This window comes from Streptomyces sp. NPDC060035 (assembly GCF_042736635.1).
Taxonomy (GTDB): domain Bacteria; phylum Actinomycetota; class Actinomycetes; order Streptomycetales; family Streptomycetaceae; genus Streptomyces.
Genome location: NZ_JBHWVO010000007.1, coordinates 323,328 through 341,143, shown reverse-complemented (window position 1 = coordinate 341,143; position 17,816 = coordinate 323,328). Strand labels below are relative to the sequence as shown.

The window sequence follows — 17,816 nt, the reverse complement described above, 5'->3', positions numbered from 1 at the left end:
CGACCCGTCGACAGATTCCCCGAGCTGCTGGCCGCTGCCCCGCGAAGCGGCACGCAGCCGGGGTCAGCGCACAGGGAGCAACAGCACATGACCAGTACCGTCGGCGGTTGCGATGCGGGAGCGGACGCGGGGAACGCGGGGTCCGCCCTCACCCTCGGTCAGGAACGGCTGTGGTTCCTGGACCAGCTGGAGCCCGGGGACGCCTCGTACAACATTCCGCTCGTACTGCGTCTGACCGGCGCACTCTCCGAGGCCGCACTGCGCGCCGCGTTCGGTGGAACCGTCGCGCGGCACGAGGCCCTGCGCACCCGCTTCCCCGACGTGGACGGCAGACCGGTCGCCGTCGTCGCACCTCCCGGACCGGTGCCGGTGGAGAGCATCGACCTGCGGGGCCGGCCGCAGGACGCGACGAAGCTGCTGGCCGAGCGCACGAACGCCGGCTTCGACCTCGCTTCGGGGCCGCTGCTCAGGGTGACCCTGCTGCGGACCGCCGAGGACGAGCACCTGCTGTGCCTGGTCCTGCACCACATCGTGGCCGACGGCTGGTCACTGAACCTGCTGCGCGACGAACTCGCCACCCGTTACACCGCCCATCTCGACGGCCGGGCCGTCGAGCTGCCCCCGGTGCTCGCCTACACCGCGTACGCCGCCCGGGAGCGGGCCTCGGCGCAGGACCCGGAGGCGGAGAAGGCCCTGGAGTACTGGCGCGAACGGCTTGCCGATGTCCCGGTGCTGGATCTGCGTCCCACCGTGGAGCCGGGAGAGGGCACCGCCGGCGGCGCCTTCCACACCCGCCGCATGGCGGGACTGGGCGACGGGGTGGACGCGCTGGCCAGGGAGAGGCGCTGCACCCCCTTCATGGTGATGCTCGCCGCCTATCAGGTGCTCCTGCACCGGTGGACCCGGCAGGACGACTTCTGTGTCGGGGTGCCCGCCGCGGGGCGCGGTGAACCCGAACGGGAGGAGGTGATCGGCTACTTCTCCACCACCCTCGTCCTGCGCGCGGAGCTCGCCGGATCCCCTTCCTTCGGCGAGCTGCTGCGCCGTGTGCGCCGGTCGGCGCTAGCCGGCTACACCCACGACCGCGTGCCTTTCGAGCGGCTGATCGACGAGTTGGGCGTCGAGCGCCGCCTCGGTGGAAGTCCTTTGTTCCAGACTCTGCTCACCGTGCACACCCAGGACGAAGAAGACTTCGGTGAGCGGAGGTTCGCGGACCTGCGCTGTGCCGACGTGGACGGGGGCCACGCCGCCACCAAGTTCGAGGTGATGCTCGATCTGCGGAGGGAAGGGGACGGCCTGACCGCCGTCTTCGGTTACCGCACCGACCTGTTCGATGCCCGGTGGGCCGACCGGTTCGCCCGGCACTTCGAAACGCTGCTGCGCGGTGTGCTCGCGGCCCCGGACGCACCGGTCCGCGACCTCCCCCTGCTGTCGCAGGCCGAACAGGACGAACTGCTCGCCCTGGGGGCCGGGGCCCCTGCCCTCCCCGGTGACGCCGATCCACTGCCGGTCGCCCTGGCCCGCGCGGTCGAGGCGCACGGCACCCGGACTGCCGTACGTGACCCGGAGGGGGAGCTGACCTACCGGGGCCTGTGGGACGCGGCCGGGGACCTCGCGGTACGGCTCCGGGCCGCGGGCGTGCGGGGCGGTGACGTCATCGGCGTGTGCCTGCCGCGCGGTACGCGGGCGATCACGGCCATGCTGGGCGCGTGGCGGGCCGGTGCGGCCTATCTGCCGCTGGACCTCGCCTACCCGCGACCCCGTCTGCAGTTCATGATCGCCGACACCGGCGTACGGGTCGTGGTGGCCGATCCGGGGAGCGACGAGACGCTCCTGCCGACGGACGTCACCGTGCTCGCGGCGGGTGACGGCGCCGGCCCGGCGCACGTGCCCGAGGCCGGTTGGCAGCCGGGCCCCGACGACACCGCCTACGTGATCCACACCTCCGGGTCCACCGGTACGCCCAAAGGCGTGGCCGTGCCGCACAAGGCGCTGGCGGCCCGCATCGCCTGGATGCGCCGGGACTACGGCATCGCGGCGGACGACGAAGTGCTCCAGTTCGCCTCGCTGAGTTTCGACACCCATGCCGAGGAGATCTACCCGGCGCTCACCGCGGGGGCCCGCCTCGTGGTGGCGGGGGCCGGCAGCACACTCCCCGACCACCTGTCCGCGGGGTACGGCGACGGACTCACGGTCCTGGACCTGCCCACCCCGTACTGGCACCAGCTGGTCGACGACCTCGGGGCGGTCTCCTGGCCGCCGCGCCTGCGGCTGCTGATCCTGGGGGCGGACCAGGTCCTGCCGGGCGCGGTGGCCGCCTGGCGTTCGCACTTCGGGGACCGTGTGCGCGTCGTCAACTCCTACGGCCCCACCGAGACGACGATCATCGCCACGACCGCGGAACTGGGCAGCGCCGACTCGGTTTCCCGGCCGCCGATCGGCGGCCCCGTCGGGGCGACCTCGCTCACCGTGTGCGACGACCGCGGCCGGCTCATGCCCTACGGGGCACCCGGCGAACTCCTGGTGGGCGGCACCGGGGTGACCCACGGATACGGCGGCAGGCCCGGGGCCACCGCGCGGGCCTTCGTGCCCGACCCGTACGGTCCACCGGGTTCCCGTCGCTACCGCACCGGTGACCTGGTGCGATGGCGGGCGGACGGACAGCTGGAGTTCCTGGGCCGGATCGATGCCCAGATCAAGGTGCGCGGCTTCCGTGTGGAGCCGGGAGAGGTCGAGGCAGCGCTGCTCGGGCTGCCCGGCGTCGGGCAGGCCGTGGTCGTCGCGCGGGAGGACGCACTGGTGGGGTACGTGGTCCTCGTCCCGGAGACCGAGGCGCGGGGTGCGGGGGCGCAGCCGTCGCCCGTACAGCTGCGTTCCGCGCTGGCTGCCGTGCTGCCCGCCCATCTCGTTCCGAACTCGCTGGTCCTCCTGGACGCCCTGCCGCTGACCCCCAACGGCAAGCTCGACCGCCGTGCCCTGCCCGCGCCCGAACAGCGGCCCGATCTGAGGTCCGGGTACGTGGCTCCGCGCACGGACGCGGAGGAACTGGTCGCCGAGGTCTGGGCCGAGGTGCTGGGCCTGGACCGGGTCGGGGCGCTGGACGACTTCTTCGACCTCGGCGGCCACTCGCTCCTCGCCACCAGGGTCGTCGCCCGGATCAGGGCCGCGGCCGGACTGGCCGTCCCGCTGCGGGTGCTGTTCGCCCATCGCACCGCCGAAGCCTTCGCCGTCGCGGTGGAGGACCTTTTGCTGGCGGAGATCGAAGCCCTGTCGGACGAGGACGCCGAACAGCTTCTCGCGGCCGGATCAGGCCCGGAGAGAAACGGAACGACGACCGTATGAGCACCATCGAGGCACGCCCCGGCGACAGCACCGACGGACGGAGCGGGAACGCCGGCTCCGGCAGAAGACCTGGCGTACCGCTCTCCGAGGCCAAGCGCGCGCTCCTCGCCCAGCGGCTGCGCGGCCGGGACCGCGGCGGGAGGGCGGCCGTGCCGCGGCGGCCCGAGGGGACCGTGCCGCCCCTGTCGTTCGCGCAGGAACGGCTCTGGTTCATGGAGCAGTTCGCGCCCGGCACCGCCGCGTACAACATCCCCGTCGCCCGCCGGCTGCGCGGGTCCCTGGACCTCCCTGCGCTCCGGAGGGCGCTCGACGCGGTCGTGGCCCGCCACGAGACCCTTCGGTCCCGCTACCCGGCCACCGACGACGGCCGCCCCGCTCTGGAGATGGCCGAGCCCGCCCCGTTCGACCTGCGCACCGCGGACGCGGAGGACGAGGAGCATGCGGCCCGGCTCGTCGACGAACTGGGCGCCCTGCCTTTCGACCTGGTCACCGGTCCTCTGATCAACGGCCTGCTGGTCCGGCTGGCCGACGACGATCACGTACTCCTGCTGGTGGTCCACCACAGCGTCAGTGACGGTTGGTCCAGCGAGGTGCTCGTATCGGAGGTGCTGCGCGGATACTCCGCCCATGCGGCCGGCAAGGCCGATCCGATACCCGAACTGCCCGTGCAGTACGGAGACTTCGCGCTGTGGCAGCGCGCCCGGCTGACCGGCGAACGGCTGGAGGCGGAGGTCTCCTACTGGCGGGACGAGCTGGCCGGGGTCGGGCCGCTCGCTCTGCCCACCGCGCGCCCCCGCCCCGAGCGGCAGACCTTCGAGGGCGCCGGATACGGCTTCGCCGTCGACCGGGCCCTGCTGGACCGGCTCACCGCGCTGGGCCGCGAGCAGGGCGCGACCGTTCACATGGTGCTGCTCGCCGCCTTCCAGCTGGTGCTTTCCCGGTTCGCCGGGCAGCGGGACTTCGCCGTCGGCTCACCCGTCGCGGGCCGCCCCGAGCCCGAACTCGAAGTCCTGATAGGGATGTTCGTCAACGTTCTGGCGCTGCGCGCCCGGCTGGACGGGGACCCCACCTTCGCCGAGCTGGTGGGCCGTACCCGGGAGACCTGTCTGGAGGCCTACGCCCACCAGGAACTGCCGTTCGCCCAGCTGGTCTCGGAGCTGAACGTCGAGCGCGACGTCTCGCGCTCCCCGGTGTTCCAGGCGGTGCTGGCGATCCAGAACTACGCCTCGGCGGGTGCCGTACCTCCTGACGAACTCCTCCTGGAGGTGGAGCCGTTCGGACTGCATGCCGCCGGGACCCGGTTCGACCTGGAACTCTTCCTCATGGAGTGGCCGGACGGACTGCGCGGAGCGTTCAACTACAACACCGATCTCTTCGACGAGGCCGACATCGCCCGGGTGTCCGACCACCTCGGCCGACTGCTGCAGGCTGTTGCCGAGCGACCCGAGGTCCCGGTCTCCGAGCACGACGGGCTGGACCCCGCCGAGCGTCACCGGTTGCTCGTCGAGTGGAACGACACCGTGTCCGACGTTCCCGACGGGGCGACCCTGACCGGCCTCGTCGCCGCGCAGATCGCCCGCACCCCGGACGCCGTCGCCGTGGACTTCGGCGGCGAGACACTGACGTACGCCGCACTCGACCGGGCGGCGGACCGGGTCGCCCGGCGCCTCGCCGCCGAGGGCGTGGGCCCCGGCAGCCTCGTCGCGGTCAGCGCCGAACGCTCCCTCGCCCTGGTGTCCGGACTCCTCGGGGTACTGAGGACGGGGGCCGGATACACGCCGCTCGACCCGGAGTACCCGGCCGAGCGGCTGGCCTTCATGCTGGCGGACAGCGGGGCAGGTGTGCTGCTCACCCAGCAGGGGCTGCCCGTGCCCGAGGACTGCGCGGCGCGCGTGCTGCTGCTGGACGACCCGGCGCAGTGGGAGGAGGCCGGACCGGACCGGCCGGTCACGGGCCCGGACGCCGACGACATCGCGTACATGATCTACACCTCGGGTTCCACCGGCCGGCCCAAGGGCGTGCCCAACACCCACCGCGCCCTCGTGAACCGGCTGCTGTGGATGGCCCGCGCCTATGCGGTGGGCCCCGCCGACGCCATCCTGCAGAAGACCCCTACCGGCTTCGACGTCTCGGTCTGGGAGCTGTTCCTGCCGCTGATCACCGGCGCCCGGCTGGTCGTGGCGAAGCCCGGCGGACACAAGGACGCGGCGCATCTGCGCGACACCATCGCCGAACGCGGCGTCACCGTGGCCCACTTCGTGCCGGCCATGCTCGACGTGTTCCTCGCCGAGGAGGACGTCGAACGCTGTGCCACCCTGCGCCGGGTCGTCTGCAGCGGTGAGGAACTCGCTCCGCACACCGCACGCGCCTTCACCGCCCGGCTGCCGCACTGCGCGCTCGCCAACCTGTACGGGCCGACCGAGGCGGCCGTCGACGTGACCAGCTGGGAGTGCGAGGGGCCGCTCGCGACCGTCCCCATCGGTGCACCCCTCGACAACACCCGGCTGTACGTCCTCGACGCGGACCTGCGCCCGGCGCCCGCCGGCACAGCGGGCGAACTCCACATCGGTGGCGTCCAGGTCTCCCTCGGCTATCACCGCCGGGCGGGCCTGACCGCCGCCCGCTACGTTCCCGACCCCTTCGGCCCGCCCGGCTCACGGCTCTACCGCACCGGCGACCTGGCCCGCTGGAGGGCCGACGGGCAACTGGAGCACCTGGGGCGGATCGATCAGCAGGTCAAGATCCGTGGCATGCGCATCGAGCCCGGCGAGATCGAGGCCGCGCTGCGCGCCGAGCCGCACATCGCTGCCGCGGCCGTGGTGGTCCGTGAGGACAATCCGGGCGACAAGCGTCTGGTGGCGTACCTCGTGACGGACCGGGCGGAAGCGGAAGCGGACGCCTCCGGGCCGGGAACCTCCGGGCCGACCGGGCCGGGAACCTCCGGGCCGACCGGGCCGGGAACCTCCGGGCCGGACACTTCCGAGCCCGACGCCTCCGAGCCGGACACCCCCGAGCCCGACCCCGCCCAGCTGCGTACCGCGTTGCGCCGCACGCTGCCCGACTACATGGTTCCGGCCGCTTTCGTCGTCCTGGACGCCCTTCCGCTCTCCCCGAACGGCAAGCTCGACCGACGGGCACTGCCGGCGCCGCAGGCCCGCCGCACGGGCGGCGCGATCTCGGCCCCGGAGACCGTGACCGAGCAGATCCTGGCCGAGATCTGGGCCGAGGTGCTGACACTGCCCGAGGTCGGTACCGACGACGACTTCTTCGACCTCGGCGGTCACTCGCTCCTGGCCACCCAGGTCGTCGCGCGGGCCCGCAAACGGCTCCCCGAGGCAGGTGCGCGGCCGGTCAGCGTCATGGACCTGTTCACCTGCCGCACGGTGCGCGCCCTGGCCGCCCTGGCCGACCTCGACGAGTCCGAGCGCGGCCCCAGCCGGCTCCTGCACCGGCTCACCCGGCCGACGACCGCCGGCACCCCGACCCTGTCGCTCGTCTGTGTCCCGTACGGCGGAGGCAGCGCCGTCGTCTACCAGCCGCTCGCCGACCGGCTCCCCGACGGGTACGACCTGTGGGCCGTGGCCATCCCCGGCCACGACGTGGGCGTCACCGAGGAGCATCTGCCCTTCGAGGAGCTGGCCGGCCGGATCGCGGCGGAAGTGGCCGAACGGGTCGAGGGCCCGCTGGTCGTGTACGGCCACTGCGGCGTCGGCAGCGCGCTGGCCGTCGCCGTCTCCCGACTCGTCGAGGGCTCCGGCCGTGAGCTGGAGGCCGTCTACATCGGGGCGCAGTTCCCGTTCGCCCGGCCGCGCAGCCGGCTGCTGGGCGCGCTGAGCCGGGTCTCGGCCCTCGAGCCGCTGCTGGGCGACCGGGTGTACGTCAACTGGCTGCGCTCGATGGGCGCCGAGGTCGGCGAACTCGACGACGCCCAGATGAAGTTCATCATCGGGAACATGCGGGCCGACTCGAAGGCGGCGGAGGAGTACTTCACCGAAGTGCTCGCCGACGTCGAGGCGGGCGGCGCCCGGCTGCGGGCCCCGGTGATCTCCGTGATCGGAAACCGGGACCCGGCGACGGACTTCTACGAAGAGCGCTACAGCGAGTGGCAGATGCTGGCCGAGCGCTCGGCGCTGGCCGTACTGGACGAGGGCGGCCACTTCTTCCTGAAGTACCGGGCCCAGGAGCTCGCCGAGATCGTCACCCTCACGCATCCGGCGGTCCTGGCCGGTACGACGGACGAACTGCCGCCGCGGGCGGACGACGGGCCCTGGTGGTTCCACGGCGACAGCGGCGGCGAACCGGACCCGTCCGTCGACGACGGGACGGACGGCGCCACCGGCCGGAAGCGGGCCGACACCGGACCGGCACCCGACACCGGACCGGCACCCGGCATGGGACGGTTCCTGGCCGTCGCCCTCGGCCAGTTGCTCTCCATCACCGGGTCCGCGCTCACCGAGTTCGCTCTGCCGGTGTGGATCTACACCGAGACCGGCTCGATGGCGAAGTACGCCCTCTACGCAGTCATCGGCATGCTGCCCGGCATCCTCGTCGGACCGCTGGCCGGAGCGCTCGTCGACCGGCTCGACCGGCGCAGGGTCATGCTCGTCAGCGACCTGGCGGCCGGCGGAACGCAGGCCGCGCTGCTCACGCTCCTGATGTCCGGGAACCTCGCCTCGTGGCACATCTACGTGCTGCTCGGTGTGCTGTCGATGGCCCTCACCTTCCAACGGCTCGCGTACGCCTCCTCCGTGCCGCAGCTGGTGCCCAAGCAGTACCTGGGCCACGCCAACGGCATCGTCCAGATGGCCTTCGGTGTCGCGCAGTTCGTCGTTCCGCTGGCCGCGGTGGCGCTGATGGCCGGAATCGGCTTGAAGGGCATCCTGATCCTCGATGTCGCCAGCTATGTGATCGCCGTCGGTGTCCTGGTGTTCGTGAAGTTCCCCAGGACCCTGCCCTGGAAGCGGCGGGAGTCCCTGGTCGTCGAGATCAAGCACGGCTTCACCCACTCCTGGAACAACCGGGGGTTCCGGGCCATGCTGCTCTGGTTCGCGGCCCTGAACATCTTCCTGTCGCCACTGTTCCTGCTGGTCACCCCGCTGGTGCTGTCGTTCGACTCCCTGGAGGCGGTGGCACGGGTCTCGGTGGCCGGTGGCGCCGGCGCGATCCTCGGCGGTATCGCGATGGGCTTCTGGGGAGGCCCGAAGAGCAGCCGGATGCGCGGGATGCTGGGGCTGGCCGGGCTGCTCGCCGCGGCCAGTGCGCTGGTCGGGCTCCGGGCGGACCTGTGGATCATCGGCGTCGGGGTGTTCGGGATGTCCTGCGCCTTGTCCATGGTCAACGGCGTCTACACGACGATCGTCCAGATCAAGGTCCCGCAGCGGTTCCACGGCAGGGTGTTCGCCCTGAACACCCTGGTCGCCTGGTCGACCCTGCCGATCGGGCACGGGATCATCGCGCCGGTGGGCTCCTCGGTCTTCGGGCCGATGTTCGAGGACGGCGGTTCGCTGACCTCGACCGTGGGGGCCCTCATCGGCACGGGGCCGGGGCGCGGAATCGGGTTCATGTACCTGCTGTTCGGCGCGGCCATGCTGGTCCTGGTGGTGGTCGGGCTGCGACTCCCGGTGCTGGCCCGCTTCGATGTCGACGTACCGGATGCGCTCCCGGACGACCTGGTCGGCATCCAGGAGCGCGAACGCCGGATGAAGGCCGCCGCAACGGTGCCGGCCGCCGGAGGACAGGACGGCGAACCGACCGCGCACCGGTCCGCCGGACCCGCCCCGGCCGGGGCCGCCGACCCGCGCAGCGACGAGAGGGACGCCGGATGACCGCCGCCCCGCGCCCGCCGTCCTCGCCGCTCCGGCAGGCAGCGCCGCGCAGCCTGTCCGCCCTGCTCGACCACCGGGCGGCCGTCGGTCCGGAGCGCACCGCGCTGATCTGCGGCCCGAGCACGCTGACGTTCGGTGCCTGGCGGGAGCGCGCCGACGCGCTCGCCGCCGGACTGCGGGCCGGGGGCCTCGGGCCGGGGGCGCGGGTGGTGCTCCGGTACGGCAGCGGCGACTGGATCGCGTACGCCGTCGCGTTCTGCGGTGTCCTGCGTGCCGGATGCGTCGCCGTGCCGCTCTCGGACCGGCAGGCCCCGGCCGTGGCCGCCCATGTCCTCGCGGACAGCGATGCCTCGGCCGTCCTGCACGCCTCCGGCGCGAGCATGCCTCCGGGCGTGCTGCCCGACGGGCTGTGGGCGGCGACGGAGGAGGAGGTCGAGGCGAAGGGCGCGTACCGCGAGGCCGGTCCCCGGCCCGACCCCGATGCCCTCGCCCAGATCCTCTACACCTCGGGTACCACCGGGACCCCCAAGGGCGTCACCGCCACGCACGCCAACCTCGTGCACGGCTGCACCCTCGACGAACGGCGCCGCCCTCTGCGCCACTCCCGCCACTTCCTGCATGCCTTCCCCGTCGGCACCAACGCCGGGCAGACCATGCTCGTCAATGCGCTCGACGCCGCCGCGACCGCCGTGGCCGCCCCGCAGTTCACGCCGGGACGGTTCGCCCGGCTCATCGAGGAGTACGAGGTCGGGAGCGTCTTCCTGGTCCCCGCCATGGCCATCGAACTGCTCGGCTCCAAGGCCGCCCGGCGGTGCGTGACCGACAGCGTCCGGCTCGTCGGCTCGACCGCCGCCGCCCTTCCGCAGCCGGTCGCCCTCGGGCTGTCGCAGGCCTTCCCGCGCGCCCAGGTCGTCAACTACTACACGTCCACCGAGGCCGCCCCGGCCCAGATCACCCTGCTCTTCGACCCGGACCGTCCCGACTCCCCCGGCCGCCCCGCCTCCCTGCGCGACCTGCGGATCACGGCCCCCGACGGCACCCCGCTGCCGCCCGGCGAACCGGGCGAGGTGTGGCTGCGCACCCCGGCCGCACCCCGCACCTACCTCGGCGACGCCACGGCCGGGGCGGAGACCTTCCAGGGCCGCTGGGTCCGGATGGGGGACCTCGGGCGGCTGGACGAGGAGGGCTACCTGCATCTGCTCGACCGGGAACGCGACGTGGTCAAGTCCGGTGCGTACAAGGTCTCCACACTCCAGGTGGAGAACGCGCTGCACGCCCACCCGGCGGTGGCGGACGCCGCCGCGCTCGGGGTGCCGCACCCCGTTCTCGGCTCGGTCGTCGCCGCGGTCGTGGTCCCACGCGGCGAACTCACCGCACCCGCGCTGCGGACCTTCCTGCTCGACCGTCTGGCGGCCCACGAACTGCCCGCCCGGCTGCTGTTCCGACCTTCCCTGCCGCGCAACGAAGGCGGCAAGATCCTCAAGCGCGAGCTGCGCCTGCTCCTGGACGACGAGGCCCTGCGATGACCACGACCACCCCATCACCGCTCCCGCTCGGCCCGGCCCAGCACGGGATGTGGGTCACCGAACAGGTGCTGCGGCCCGGTGCCGCGCACCACCTCGCGCTCACCGCGCGGTTCGCCTCACCGCCCGACCCGGAAGCGCTCGCGGCCGGTTGCGCCCGCCTCGTCGCACGGCACCCGGTGCTGGCGTCGCGGGTGGACCCGGAGGGCCCCGCGCTCGTCCCGGCCACGGGTCCCGCGCCCGAGCTGCGCCGCCTGGCCTGCGCCTCTGACGCGCTCGACGCCCTCCTCGCGGAGGAGAGCGCCCGGCCGTTCGACCTGGCCGCAGGCCCTCTCGTACGCTTCGCGCTCGTGACGGCCGGGGACGCGCACCCGGTGCTGCACGCGGTGGCCCATCACCTGGCGTTCGACGGCACCTCGAAGGACGTCCTGCTCGCGGAGATCCTCGGAGTGGAGACGGACGCGCACCGCGCGGTGGTGGAATCCGTCGAACCGGACGCGCAAGACGTCGCAGCTGCGGGGGAGTTCTGGGCGAGCCGCTGGTACGACCCGGCCACCCCCGTACTCCCCGGGCTCCCCGCCTCCGTACGGGACAGCACCACGCCCGCACCCGGCGCCGCCGTCCCCTTCACCCTGGACGCCCCTCTCCACACCCGCCTCGCTGCCACCGCCCGGTCCCTCGGCGTCACCCGCTTCGAACTGCTCCTCGCCCTCTGGCACACCCTGCTGCTCCGGTACGGCAACCAGACCCCGGCCACCGCCCTGGAGCTCTCCACCCGGGGGCCGGGGAGCCCCGAGCACGTCGGCCTGTACGTCAACGAGCTCCCGGTCTTCACCCGCCCGGACCCGGACCGGCCCTTCGCGGACTTCGCCGGGGACGTCCGTGACGAGCTGCACGCCCTGTACGAGCACCGTCCGGTCCCACTCGGCCGGGCGGTCCGCGGCCTCACCCCGCGCACCGCGCTCACCCCGCTCTCGGTCAGTTACCGCCGCCGCACCGGCTGGGAGGCGACGGACGTGCCGGGCGCCGACGTGGACTGGATCGGCTTCACCCACGCGGTGCGCAACCTGGCGCACCTCCAGCTGGTGGACGGTCCGGACGCTCTGGACGGCTCGTTCCAATACCGCGCGGACGCTTTCACCCCCGGTGCGCCCGCCCGGATCGTCGGCCACTTCCGCACCCTGCTCGACGCCGTGCTCAGCGCACCCGCCACCCGCCTCGCCGACCTGCCCCTGCTGGCGGGCGACGAGCTGGAGTCGGCGCTGTACGCGGGCAACGGCACGCCGGCCGCCTGCTCGGCGGACGCCACGGTGATCGGAATGTTCTCGGACCGGGCGGCGGACGCCCCGGACGCGGTGGCCGTGGTGGCGGCGGACGGGGCGGAGCTTTCGTACGCCGAACTGCACGCGGCTGCCGAGGCGTTCGCCGACCGGCTCGCCGCCGCGGGGCTCGGGGCCGGGGACCTCGTGGGCGTGCAGGTGTCGCGGTCGGTGGGCGAACTGGTGGCCGTGCTCGGGGTGCTGGCTGCGGGAGCGGCCTATGTCCCGCTCGATCCCGGCTACCCGGCCGACCGGCTGGCCTTCGTCCGGGCCGACGCGGGCCTTGCCGCCCTGGTCGTCGAGGGACCGGCGCCGGACGGGCTGCCACCCGGGCTGCCGGTCCTGTCCCCGGCGACCGGGGCGCTTCCGGACGGGCCGGTCCCGCCCCGGGCCCGCGCTACCGCCCCGGCCGCCGGGGACCCTGCGTACGTCATCTACACCTCCGGCTCCACCGGTACGCCCAAGGGCGTCGAGGTCCCGCACGGCGCGCTGGCCAACCTGCTCGGCACCCTGGCGGACCGCCTGGGCGCAACGGCCGATGACCGCTGGCTGGGGCTGACCTCGCTGTCGTTCGACATCTCCACCGTGGAGCTGCTGCTGCCGCTGACCGTCGGAGCCCGGGTCGTCCTCGTCCCGGAGGAGCGCCAGCGCGACGGGGCGGCCCTGCTGAAGCTGATCGACGGACACGGCATCACCCACGTCCAGGCCACCCCGAGCAGCTGGCGGCTGATGCTGGCCGCCGGTCTGCACCACCCGGACCTGGTCGCCGTCGCGGGCGGCGAGGCGCTGCCCGGGCCGCTGGCCGATGAACTGGCCCCATCGGTAGTCCGGTTGGTCAATGTGTACGGGCCGACCGAGACCACCGTCTGGTCCACCCTGGCCGAACTCGGTCCCGGCGACCCCGTCACGATCGGCCGCCCGCTCGCCGCTACCAGGGCCCATGTGCTCGACGCACACGGGCAGCCCGTCCCCGACGGCATCCCCGGCGAACTGCACCTCGGCGGCGCGGGTGTCGCGCACGGCTACCGGGGTCGCCCGGGACTGACCGCCCAGCGCTTCGTCCCCGACCCGTGGGGGCCGTCCGGTTCGCGGCTGTACCGCACGGGGGACCTGGTACGCCGACTCGCCGACGGACGGCTGGAGTTCGCGGGGCGCCTCGACACCCAGGTGAAGCTGCGCGGCCACCGCATCGAGTTGGGGGAGATCGAGGCCCGCCTCGTCGAGCACCCGGCGGTGGCCCAGGCGGTCGTCGTCCTGGACCGCGACGGCGGTGCGGGCGGTGGGCAGGAACGGCTGGTGGCGTACGTGGTCGGTGCGCCGAAGGCCCCGCCCGCCGACGGGCTCCGTGCCCATCTGGCCCGTACGCTGCCCGCCGCGATGGTCCCCGGGGTCTGGGTCCCGCTGGGCGGACTGCCCCTCACCCCCAACGGCAAGGTGGACCGGGGGCGGCTCCCGGAGCCGCCGCGGGTCAGGGCGGACGTGCCCGTGGGCCGGGCGGGCGGTGATGCCGCGGGAACCGCGCCGAACGGGGTTGCCGCGGCGGTCCGCGACATCTGGCGGGAGGTGCTGCGGCTCGACGACATCGGTCCGGACGAGGACCTCTTCGACCTGGGCGGCCATTCCCTGACGATCACCGCCATCGCCGCCCGTATCCGCAAGCAGCTCGGCGTCGAGGTACCGCTCGACGTCTTCTTCGACACCCCGACGCTCGCCGAGGTCACGACCGCGGTGGGCGAACTTCAGCAGCAGGCAGCAGCAGGAGGAGAGCAGCGATGAGCGACACCCCGGCCTATCAGGTGGTCGTCAACGACGAGGAGCAGCACGCACTGTGGCCGGCCAGGACCGCACCGCCCGCCGGCTGGCACGCGGAGGGCTTCACCGGGTCGGAGGAGGAGTGCATGGCGCACGTGGACACCGTCTGGCCCGACATCCGGCCGCTCGGCCTGCGCCGCCGTCTCGCCCGGTCCGCCGAGGCGGGCCGGTGACCGCCGGGGCGGCTCCCACCGTACGTGCGCTGCGGAGCCGGGTCGTGGCACTCGTCTCCGAGGCGACCGACGGCGAGGTGACCGAGGCGGAAATCCTTGTCCCGGGCGGGTCGCTGACCGCGCTGGGCGTCACCTCGCTGGCGTTCCTCCGGCTGATCGACTCCGTCGAGGACGAGTGGGGGGTCTGTCTCGATCTGGACGGGCCGTTCCGCTTCCTGGACGACCTCGACGCCCTGGTCGGCCACCTCGCCGAGCTGGGCGCCGACGCGGACGGCGAGGGCGATGGCTGACACCACCACGGTCCCCGCGGCCACCACGGTCCCTGTGACCACCACGGTCCCTGTGACCACCACGACCCGCGCGGCCACCACGATCCCCGCGGATGCCGGCCCCGCCCCCCTGGGCGCCGGTGTCCGCACCGGGGTCGACTTCTGCGGGGAACGCTCCGGGCAGGCGCCGCTGACCTGGGGGCAGCTGGCGATCTGGCATGCGATCGGACGCACCGCGCCCAACGACCACTACTTCAACATCGGCCGGATCCTGCCACTCGCCGACCGGGGTCGTCCCGCCACCGTCGACGGGGCGACCCGAGCCCTCGGCGCGCTCGTGGAACGCCATGAGGCGCTGCGTACCCGGATGGCGCCGGGCGGCGACGGGCAGCCCGGTCAGATTCTCGCGGCCACCGGCTTCCTGCCCGTCACCGTCGTCCCCGCCCCGGACACGGCCGCCGCCGGGCGCCTCGCCCAGGAGGTGCTCGACGGGCTGTGCGCCACCCGCTTCGACTACCGGGAGGAGTGGCCGCTGCGCGTCGCTCTCGTCTCGGTCGGCGACCAGGTCACCCACGCCGTGCTGGTCCTGTGCCACCTCGCCGCCGACGGGCACGCGGCCGAAGTCCTCGTACGCGACCTCCGGCTCCTGGTGCGCCGGGGATCTGCCGGGCGCCCGCCCGCCACCACCCCGTTGGACCTGGCACGCGAGCAGCACGGCGAGGCCGGCCTGCGGCGCGGGGCGACGGCCCTGGCGCACTGGGAGGCCGGCTACCGCGCGTCTCCTGCAACGATGTTCCTCCGGCCGGCCGCCGAACCCCGCACCCCGCGCTTCTGGACGGGGCGGATCGTCTCGCCCGCGCTCGCCCGCGCGGTCGCCATGGTCGCGGCCACGCACCGGGTCAGCGGTTCCACCGTGCTGCTGGCCGCGTCCGCGGCGCTGGTGGCGGCCGGGCAGGGGCACCGTACGGCGGCCGTCATGCCCATCGTCGGCAACCGAACGGCCCCCGCGCACCGTGATCTGGTCACCACCCTGTCGCAGGACGGCTTGTTCGTCCTCGACCTGGGCGCGGACGCGTCGGGGACCGGGTTCACGGATCTCCTGCCCGGCGCCTACCAGGCGGCCCTGCGAGCCTACCGGGCCGCACGGTACGACCCGGTGGCCTGGGACGCGCTCGCCGAGCGGTTGCGCCAGGAGTACGGCCACGAGGTCCACCCGTACTGCTGCTTCAACGACATGCGACTGGTCGAGCGCCCTGTCGCGGTGGCCGCGGTGTCCACGCCCGCAGAACTGGACGCCGCCCGGAGCCGGACCCGCTTCGGCTTCCCCGCCACCCAGGACCGGGTCGCCTGCCGCTACTGCCTGCACATCACCGAGGAGGGCGACGCGCTCGCGGTGGCACTGACCGCCGACACCGCGTATCAGCCGCCGGACGCGATCCGCGCGCACCTGTACGCGATGGAGGAGCTGATCGTTTCGAGCGCCGCCGGACGTCCGCCCCTGCTGTCCGCTCTGCCCGGCCTGCTGGACGCGGCGGGAAGGAACACGCCATGACCGACCGGGGCACGACCACGGCGGCGACCGCGCCGCTCCGGGCCTGGGCGGAGAGGACCTCGTGCGTCCAGGGCGGTCCGATCGCCTTCCACCTGACGGGAGGGCCGGGCCCCGGCGGTCCGCCCGCCCGGGTCGTCGTCACCGACGCGGTGACGGACGACGTACGCCTGAGGGCGCCGGTGAGCGGAGCGGACTGGACCCTGGACGTCCCGGCCGACTGGCCCAGCTCCCTCTACCGCGCCACCTTCGAGGTAACGGGCGGCCCGGCCCCGGAGGGGGCCGGGGCCGAGCACGAGGTGTGGTTCGTCGTGCGGGCGGCCCGGCCCGGTGCACACTCACCGGTCCTCGTCTCGGTTCCGTTCGCCACCTGGCGTGCGTACACCCACGCCGGGCAGCCCCACCGCGGCCTCTACTACACCGAGCAGCCCGACCGGGCCGCCCGGGTCTCCTTCGCCTCGCCCGGTGGCGGTCCGCCGCCCGAACGCTGGGAGGAGGGGCTGCTGCGCTGGCTGCCCGGTGCCGGTTACCCGGTCGAGTTCTGCTCCGGACTCGATCTCCACGACGGTGACGAACTCCTCGGCCACTACCGGCTCCTGGTGGTCAACGGCCACGACGAGTACTGGTCGATGGAGATGCGCGACAGCGTGGAGTCGTTCGCCCGGCGTGGTGGCAACCTGGCCTTCTTCGCTGCCAACACCGCCTGGTGGCAGATGCGGCTGGAGGACGACGGGCGCACGATGGTGTGCCACCGGGACGCGGTCACCGACCCGATGACCGCGCTCGACCCGCGCCGGGTGACCGTCGAGTGGTCCAGTTCTCCCGTGGAGCGCCCCGAGAACACCATGACCGGTGTGAGTTTCCGCCGCGGCGCGGGCGCCTGGGGCGAGGGCATGACCATCATGCGCAAGGACGCGTACACGGTCCGCTTCGCCGCGCACTGGGTGTTCGCCGGTACCGGGCTGGTGGACGGCGACCCCTTCGCCCGGGGAGCCCTCGGATACGAGACGGACGCCTGCGCGCTGGAGTGGGACGGAGACGTGCCCCGGGCCACCGGCGCGGACGGCACCCCCGCCTCCTTCGTCGTCCTCGCCACCGCCGATCTGCGGCACTGGCGTCCGTACGGACAGGGCGGGGCCGCGACGATGGGCGTCTTCCGGCTCGGTGCGGGCACGGTGTTCAACGCCGCGACGATCAACTGGGGCAGTGTGCTGGAGGACGATCCCGTCGTCGACCGCATCACCCGCAATGTGCTGGACAGGCTGAGCGGTGCCGCACCGGGCGGTGCCTGGGAGGTCGCTGGCGGTGCGGCACAGGTCCACGCGCTGGCCGTCTGCGAGAGCGTGCTGTTCGGGGTGGACGAGCAGGGCCTGCTGGTGTGCCGGGAGCCGTCCGGGCAGAACGTGCCGTGGCGCCCGGTCGGGACGGCGGCCGGAGTGCGCGCGCTGGCCTCCTCGCGGGAGGCGTCGGGGTCGCTGCCGCTGGAGCTGTACGCGGCCACGGACGACGGGCGGCTGCTGCGCCGCGATCCGGTGCCGGGACCGGCCGAGTGGGTGGAGGCAGGCACCGTACCGGCGGGAACGGGTGCGCTGGCGCTCTGCGACGCCGGGGTGTTCGCCGTCACCCCGCACGACGACACCCTCCATTACCGGTCCGCGCTCGGCCCGCAGGAACCTTGGTACGTGCTGGGTGACGCGGGCGGTGCGGTCGCGCTGACAACCCTGAACAGCCGGCTCTGGGCAGTCACCGCCGACGGGCGCCTGCGGACCCGTCTCCCGGCGGGCCCGGGCGCAGGTCCGGTCCGGTTCACGGACTGCGCCGACGCGGGCCCGGCCGGCGGCTGCACGGCCCTCGCCGCCCGGGCCGGAGTGCTGTACGCGGCTCGTGGGGGAGGACCTCTGCTGATGCGTCGACAATCGGCCACACGGGCCCGATCCGGTCCGTAGGGCACGGTGGGTGCCAACTCCGCGCCGTACTCTTACCGAGGAGTAGGGCAGTGGGGGC

General features: G+C 73.7%; 8 protein-coding genes. All 8 read left to right on the top strand.

Features of this window, described 5'->3' with window-relative positions:
* The first annotated feature begins 87 nt into the window (after positions 1-87).
* Genes ACFWBQ_RS14555 through ACFWBQ_RS14520 form a run of 8 tightly spaced genes read left to right on the top strand, consistent with a single transcriptional unit; the run spans position 88 to position 17,758 of the window.
* The gene (locus ACFWBQ_RS14555) at positions 88-3,342 is read left to right on the top strand and encodes an amino acid adenylation domain-containing protein (RefSeq protein WP_385487712.1); all 3,255 of its coding nucleotides are present in this window, start codon (positions 88-90) and stop codon (positions 3,340-3,342) included.
* Positions 3,339-9,167, top strand: coding sequence for an amino acid adenylation domain-containing protein (locus tag ACFWBQ_RS14550; protein ID WP_385487710.1), 5,829 nt, complete (start codon positions 3,339-3,341; stop codon positions 9,165-9,167). Before ACFWBQ_RS14555 ends, ACFWBQ_RS14550 begins: the two co-directional genes overlap by 4 nt.
* Positions 9,164-10,693, top strand: a complete 1,530-nt coding sequence (locus ACFWBQ_RS14545; RefSeq protein WP_385487708.1) for an AMP-binding protein — start codon at positions 9,164-9,166, stop codon at positions 10,691-10,693. Before ACFWBQ_RS14550 ends, ACFWBQ_RS14545 begins: the two co-directional genes overlap by 4 nt.
* Positions 10,690-13,785, top strand: a complete 3,096-nt coding sequence (locus tag ACFWBQ_RS14540; RefSeq protein WP_385487706.1) for an amino acid adenylation domain-containing protein — start codon at positions 10,690-10,692, stop codon at positions 13,783-13,785. The genes ACFWBQ_RS14545 and ACFWBQ_RS14540 overlap by 4 nt, the downstream gene beginning before the upstream one ends.
* Positions 13,782-13,994, top strand: coding sequence for an MbtH family protein (locus ACFWBQ_RS14535; RefSeq protein ID WP_385487704.1), 213 nt, complete (start codon positions 13,782-13,784; stop codon positions 13,992-13,994). Before ACFWBQ_RS14540 ends, ACFWBQ_RS14535 begins: the two co-directional genes overlap by 4 nt.
* Positions 13,991-14,284 (top strand): acyl carrier protein, encoded by a 294-nt coding sequence (locus tag ACFWBQ_RS14530; protein ID WP_385487702.1) that lies wholly within the window; start codon positions 13,991-13,993, stop codon positions 14,282-14,284. The genes ACFWBQ_RS14535 and ACFWBQ_RS14530 overlap by 4 nt, the downstream gene beginning before the upstream one ends.
* Positions 14,277-15,815 (top strand): condensation domain-containing protein, encoded by a 1,539-nt coding sequence (locus ACFWBQ_RS14525; protein ID WP_385487700.1) that lies wholly within the window; start codon positions 14,277-14,279, stop codon positions 15,813-15,815. Before ACFWBQ_RS14530 ends, ACFWBQ_RS14525 begins: the two co-directional genes overlap by 8 nt.
* Positions 15,812-17,758: a N,N-dimethylformamidase beta subunit family domain-containing protein gene (locus ACFWBQ_RS14520; RefSeq protein ID WP_385487698.1), complete on the top strand. Its 1,947-nt coding sequence runs from the start codon at positions 15,812-15,814 to the stop codon at positions 17,756-17,758. Before ACFWBQ_RS14525 ends, ACFWBQ_RS14520 begins: the two co-directional genes overlap by 4 nt.
* The last annotated feature ends 58 nt before the right edge of the window (positions 17,759-17,816 follow it).

Bases quoted from the DNA above. Each gene is read 5' to 3' on its own strand.
- ACFWBQ_RS14555 (WP_385487712.1), top strand. From the start codon at position 88: ATGACCAGTACCGTCGGCGGTTGCGATGCGGGAGCGGACGCGGGGAAC.
- ACFWBQ_RS14550 (WP_385487710.1), top strand. From the start codon at position 3,339: ATGAGCACCATCGAGGCACGCCCCGGCGACAGCACCGACGGACGGAGC.
- ACFWBQ_RS14545 (WP_385487708.1), top strand. From the start codon at position 9,164: ATGACCGCCGCCCCGCGCCCGCCGTCCTCGCCGCTCCGGCAGGCAGCG.
- ACFWBQ_RS14540 (WP_385487706.1), top strand. From the start codon at position 10,690: ATGACCACGACCACCCCATCACCGCTCCCGCTCGGCCCGGCCCAGCAC.
- ACFWBQ_RS14535 (WP_385487704.1), top strand. From the start codon at position 13,782: ATGAGCGACACCCCGGCCTATCAGGTGGTCGTCAACGACGAGGAGCAG.
- ACFWBQ_RS14525 (WP_385487700.1), top strand. From the start codon at position 14,277: ATGGCTGACACCACCACGGTCCCCGCGGCCACCACGGTCCCTGTGACC.
- ACFWBQ_RS14520 (WP_385487698.1), top strand. From the start codon at position 15,812: ATGACCGACCGGGGCACGACCACGGCGGCGACCGCGCCGCTCCGGGCC.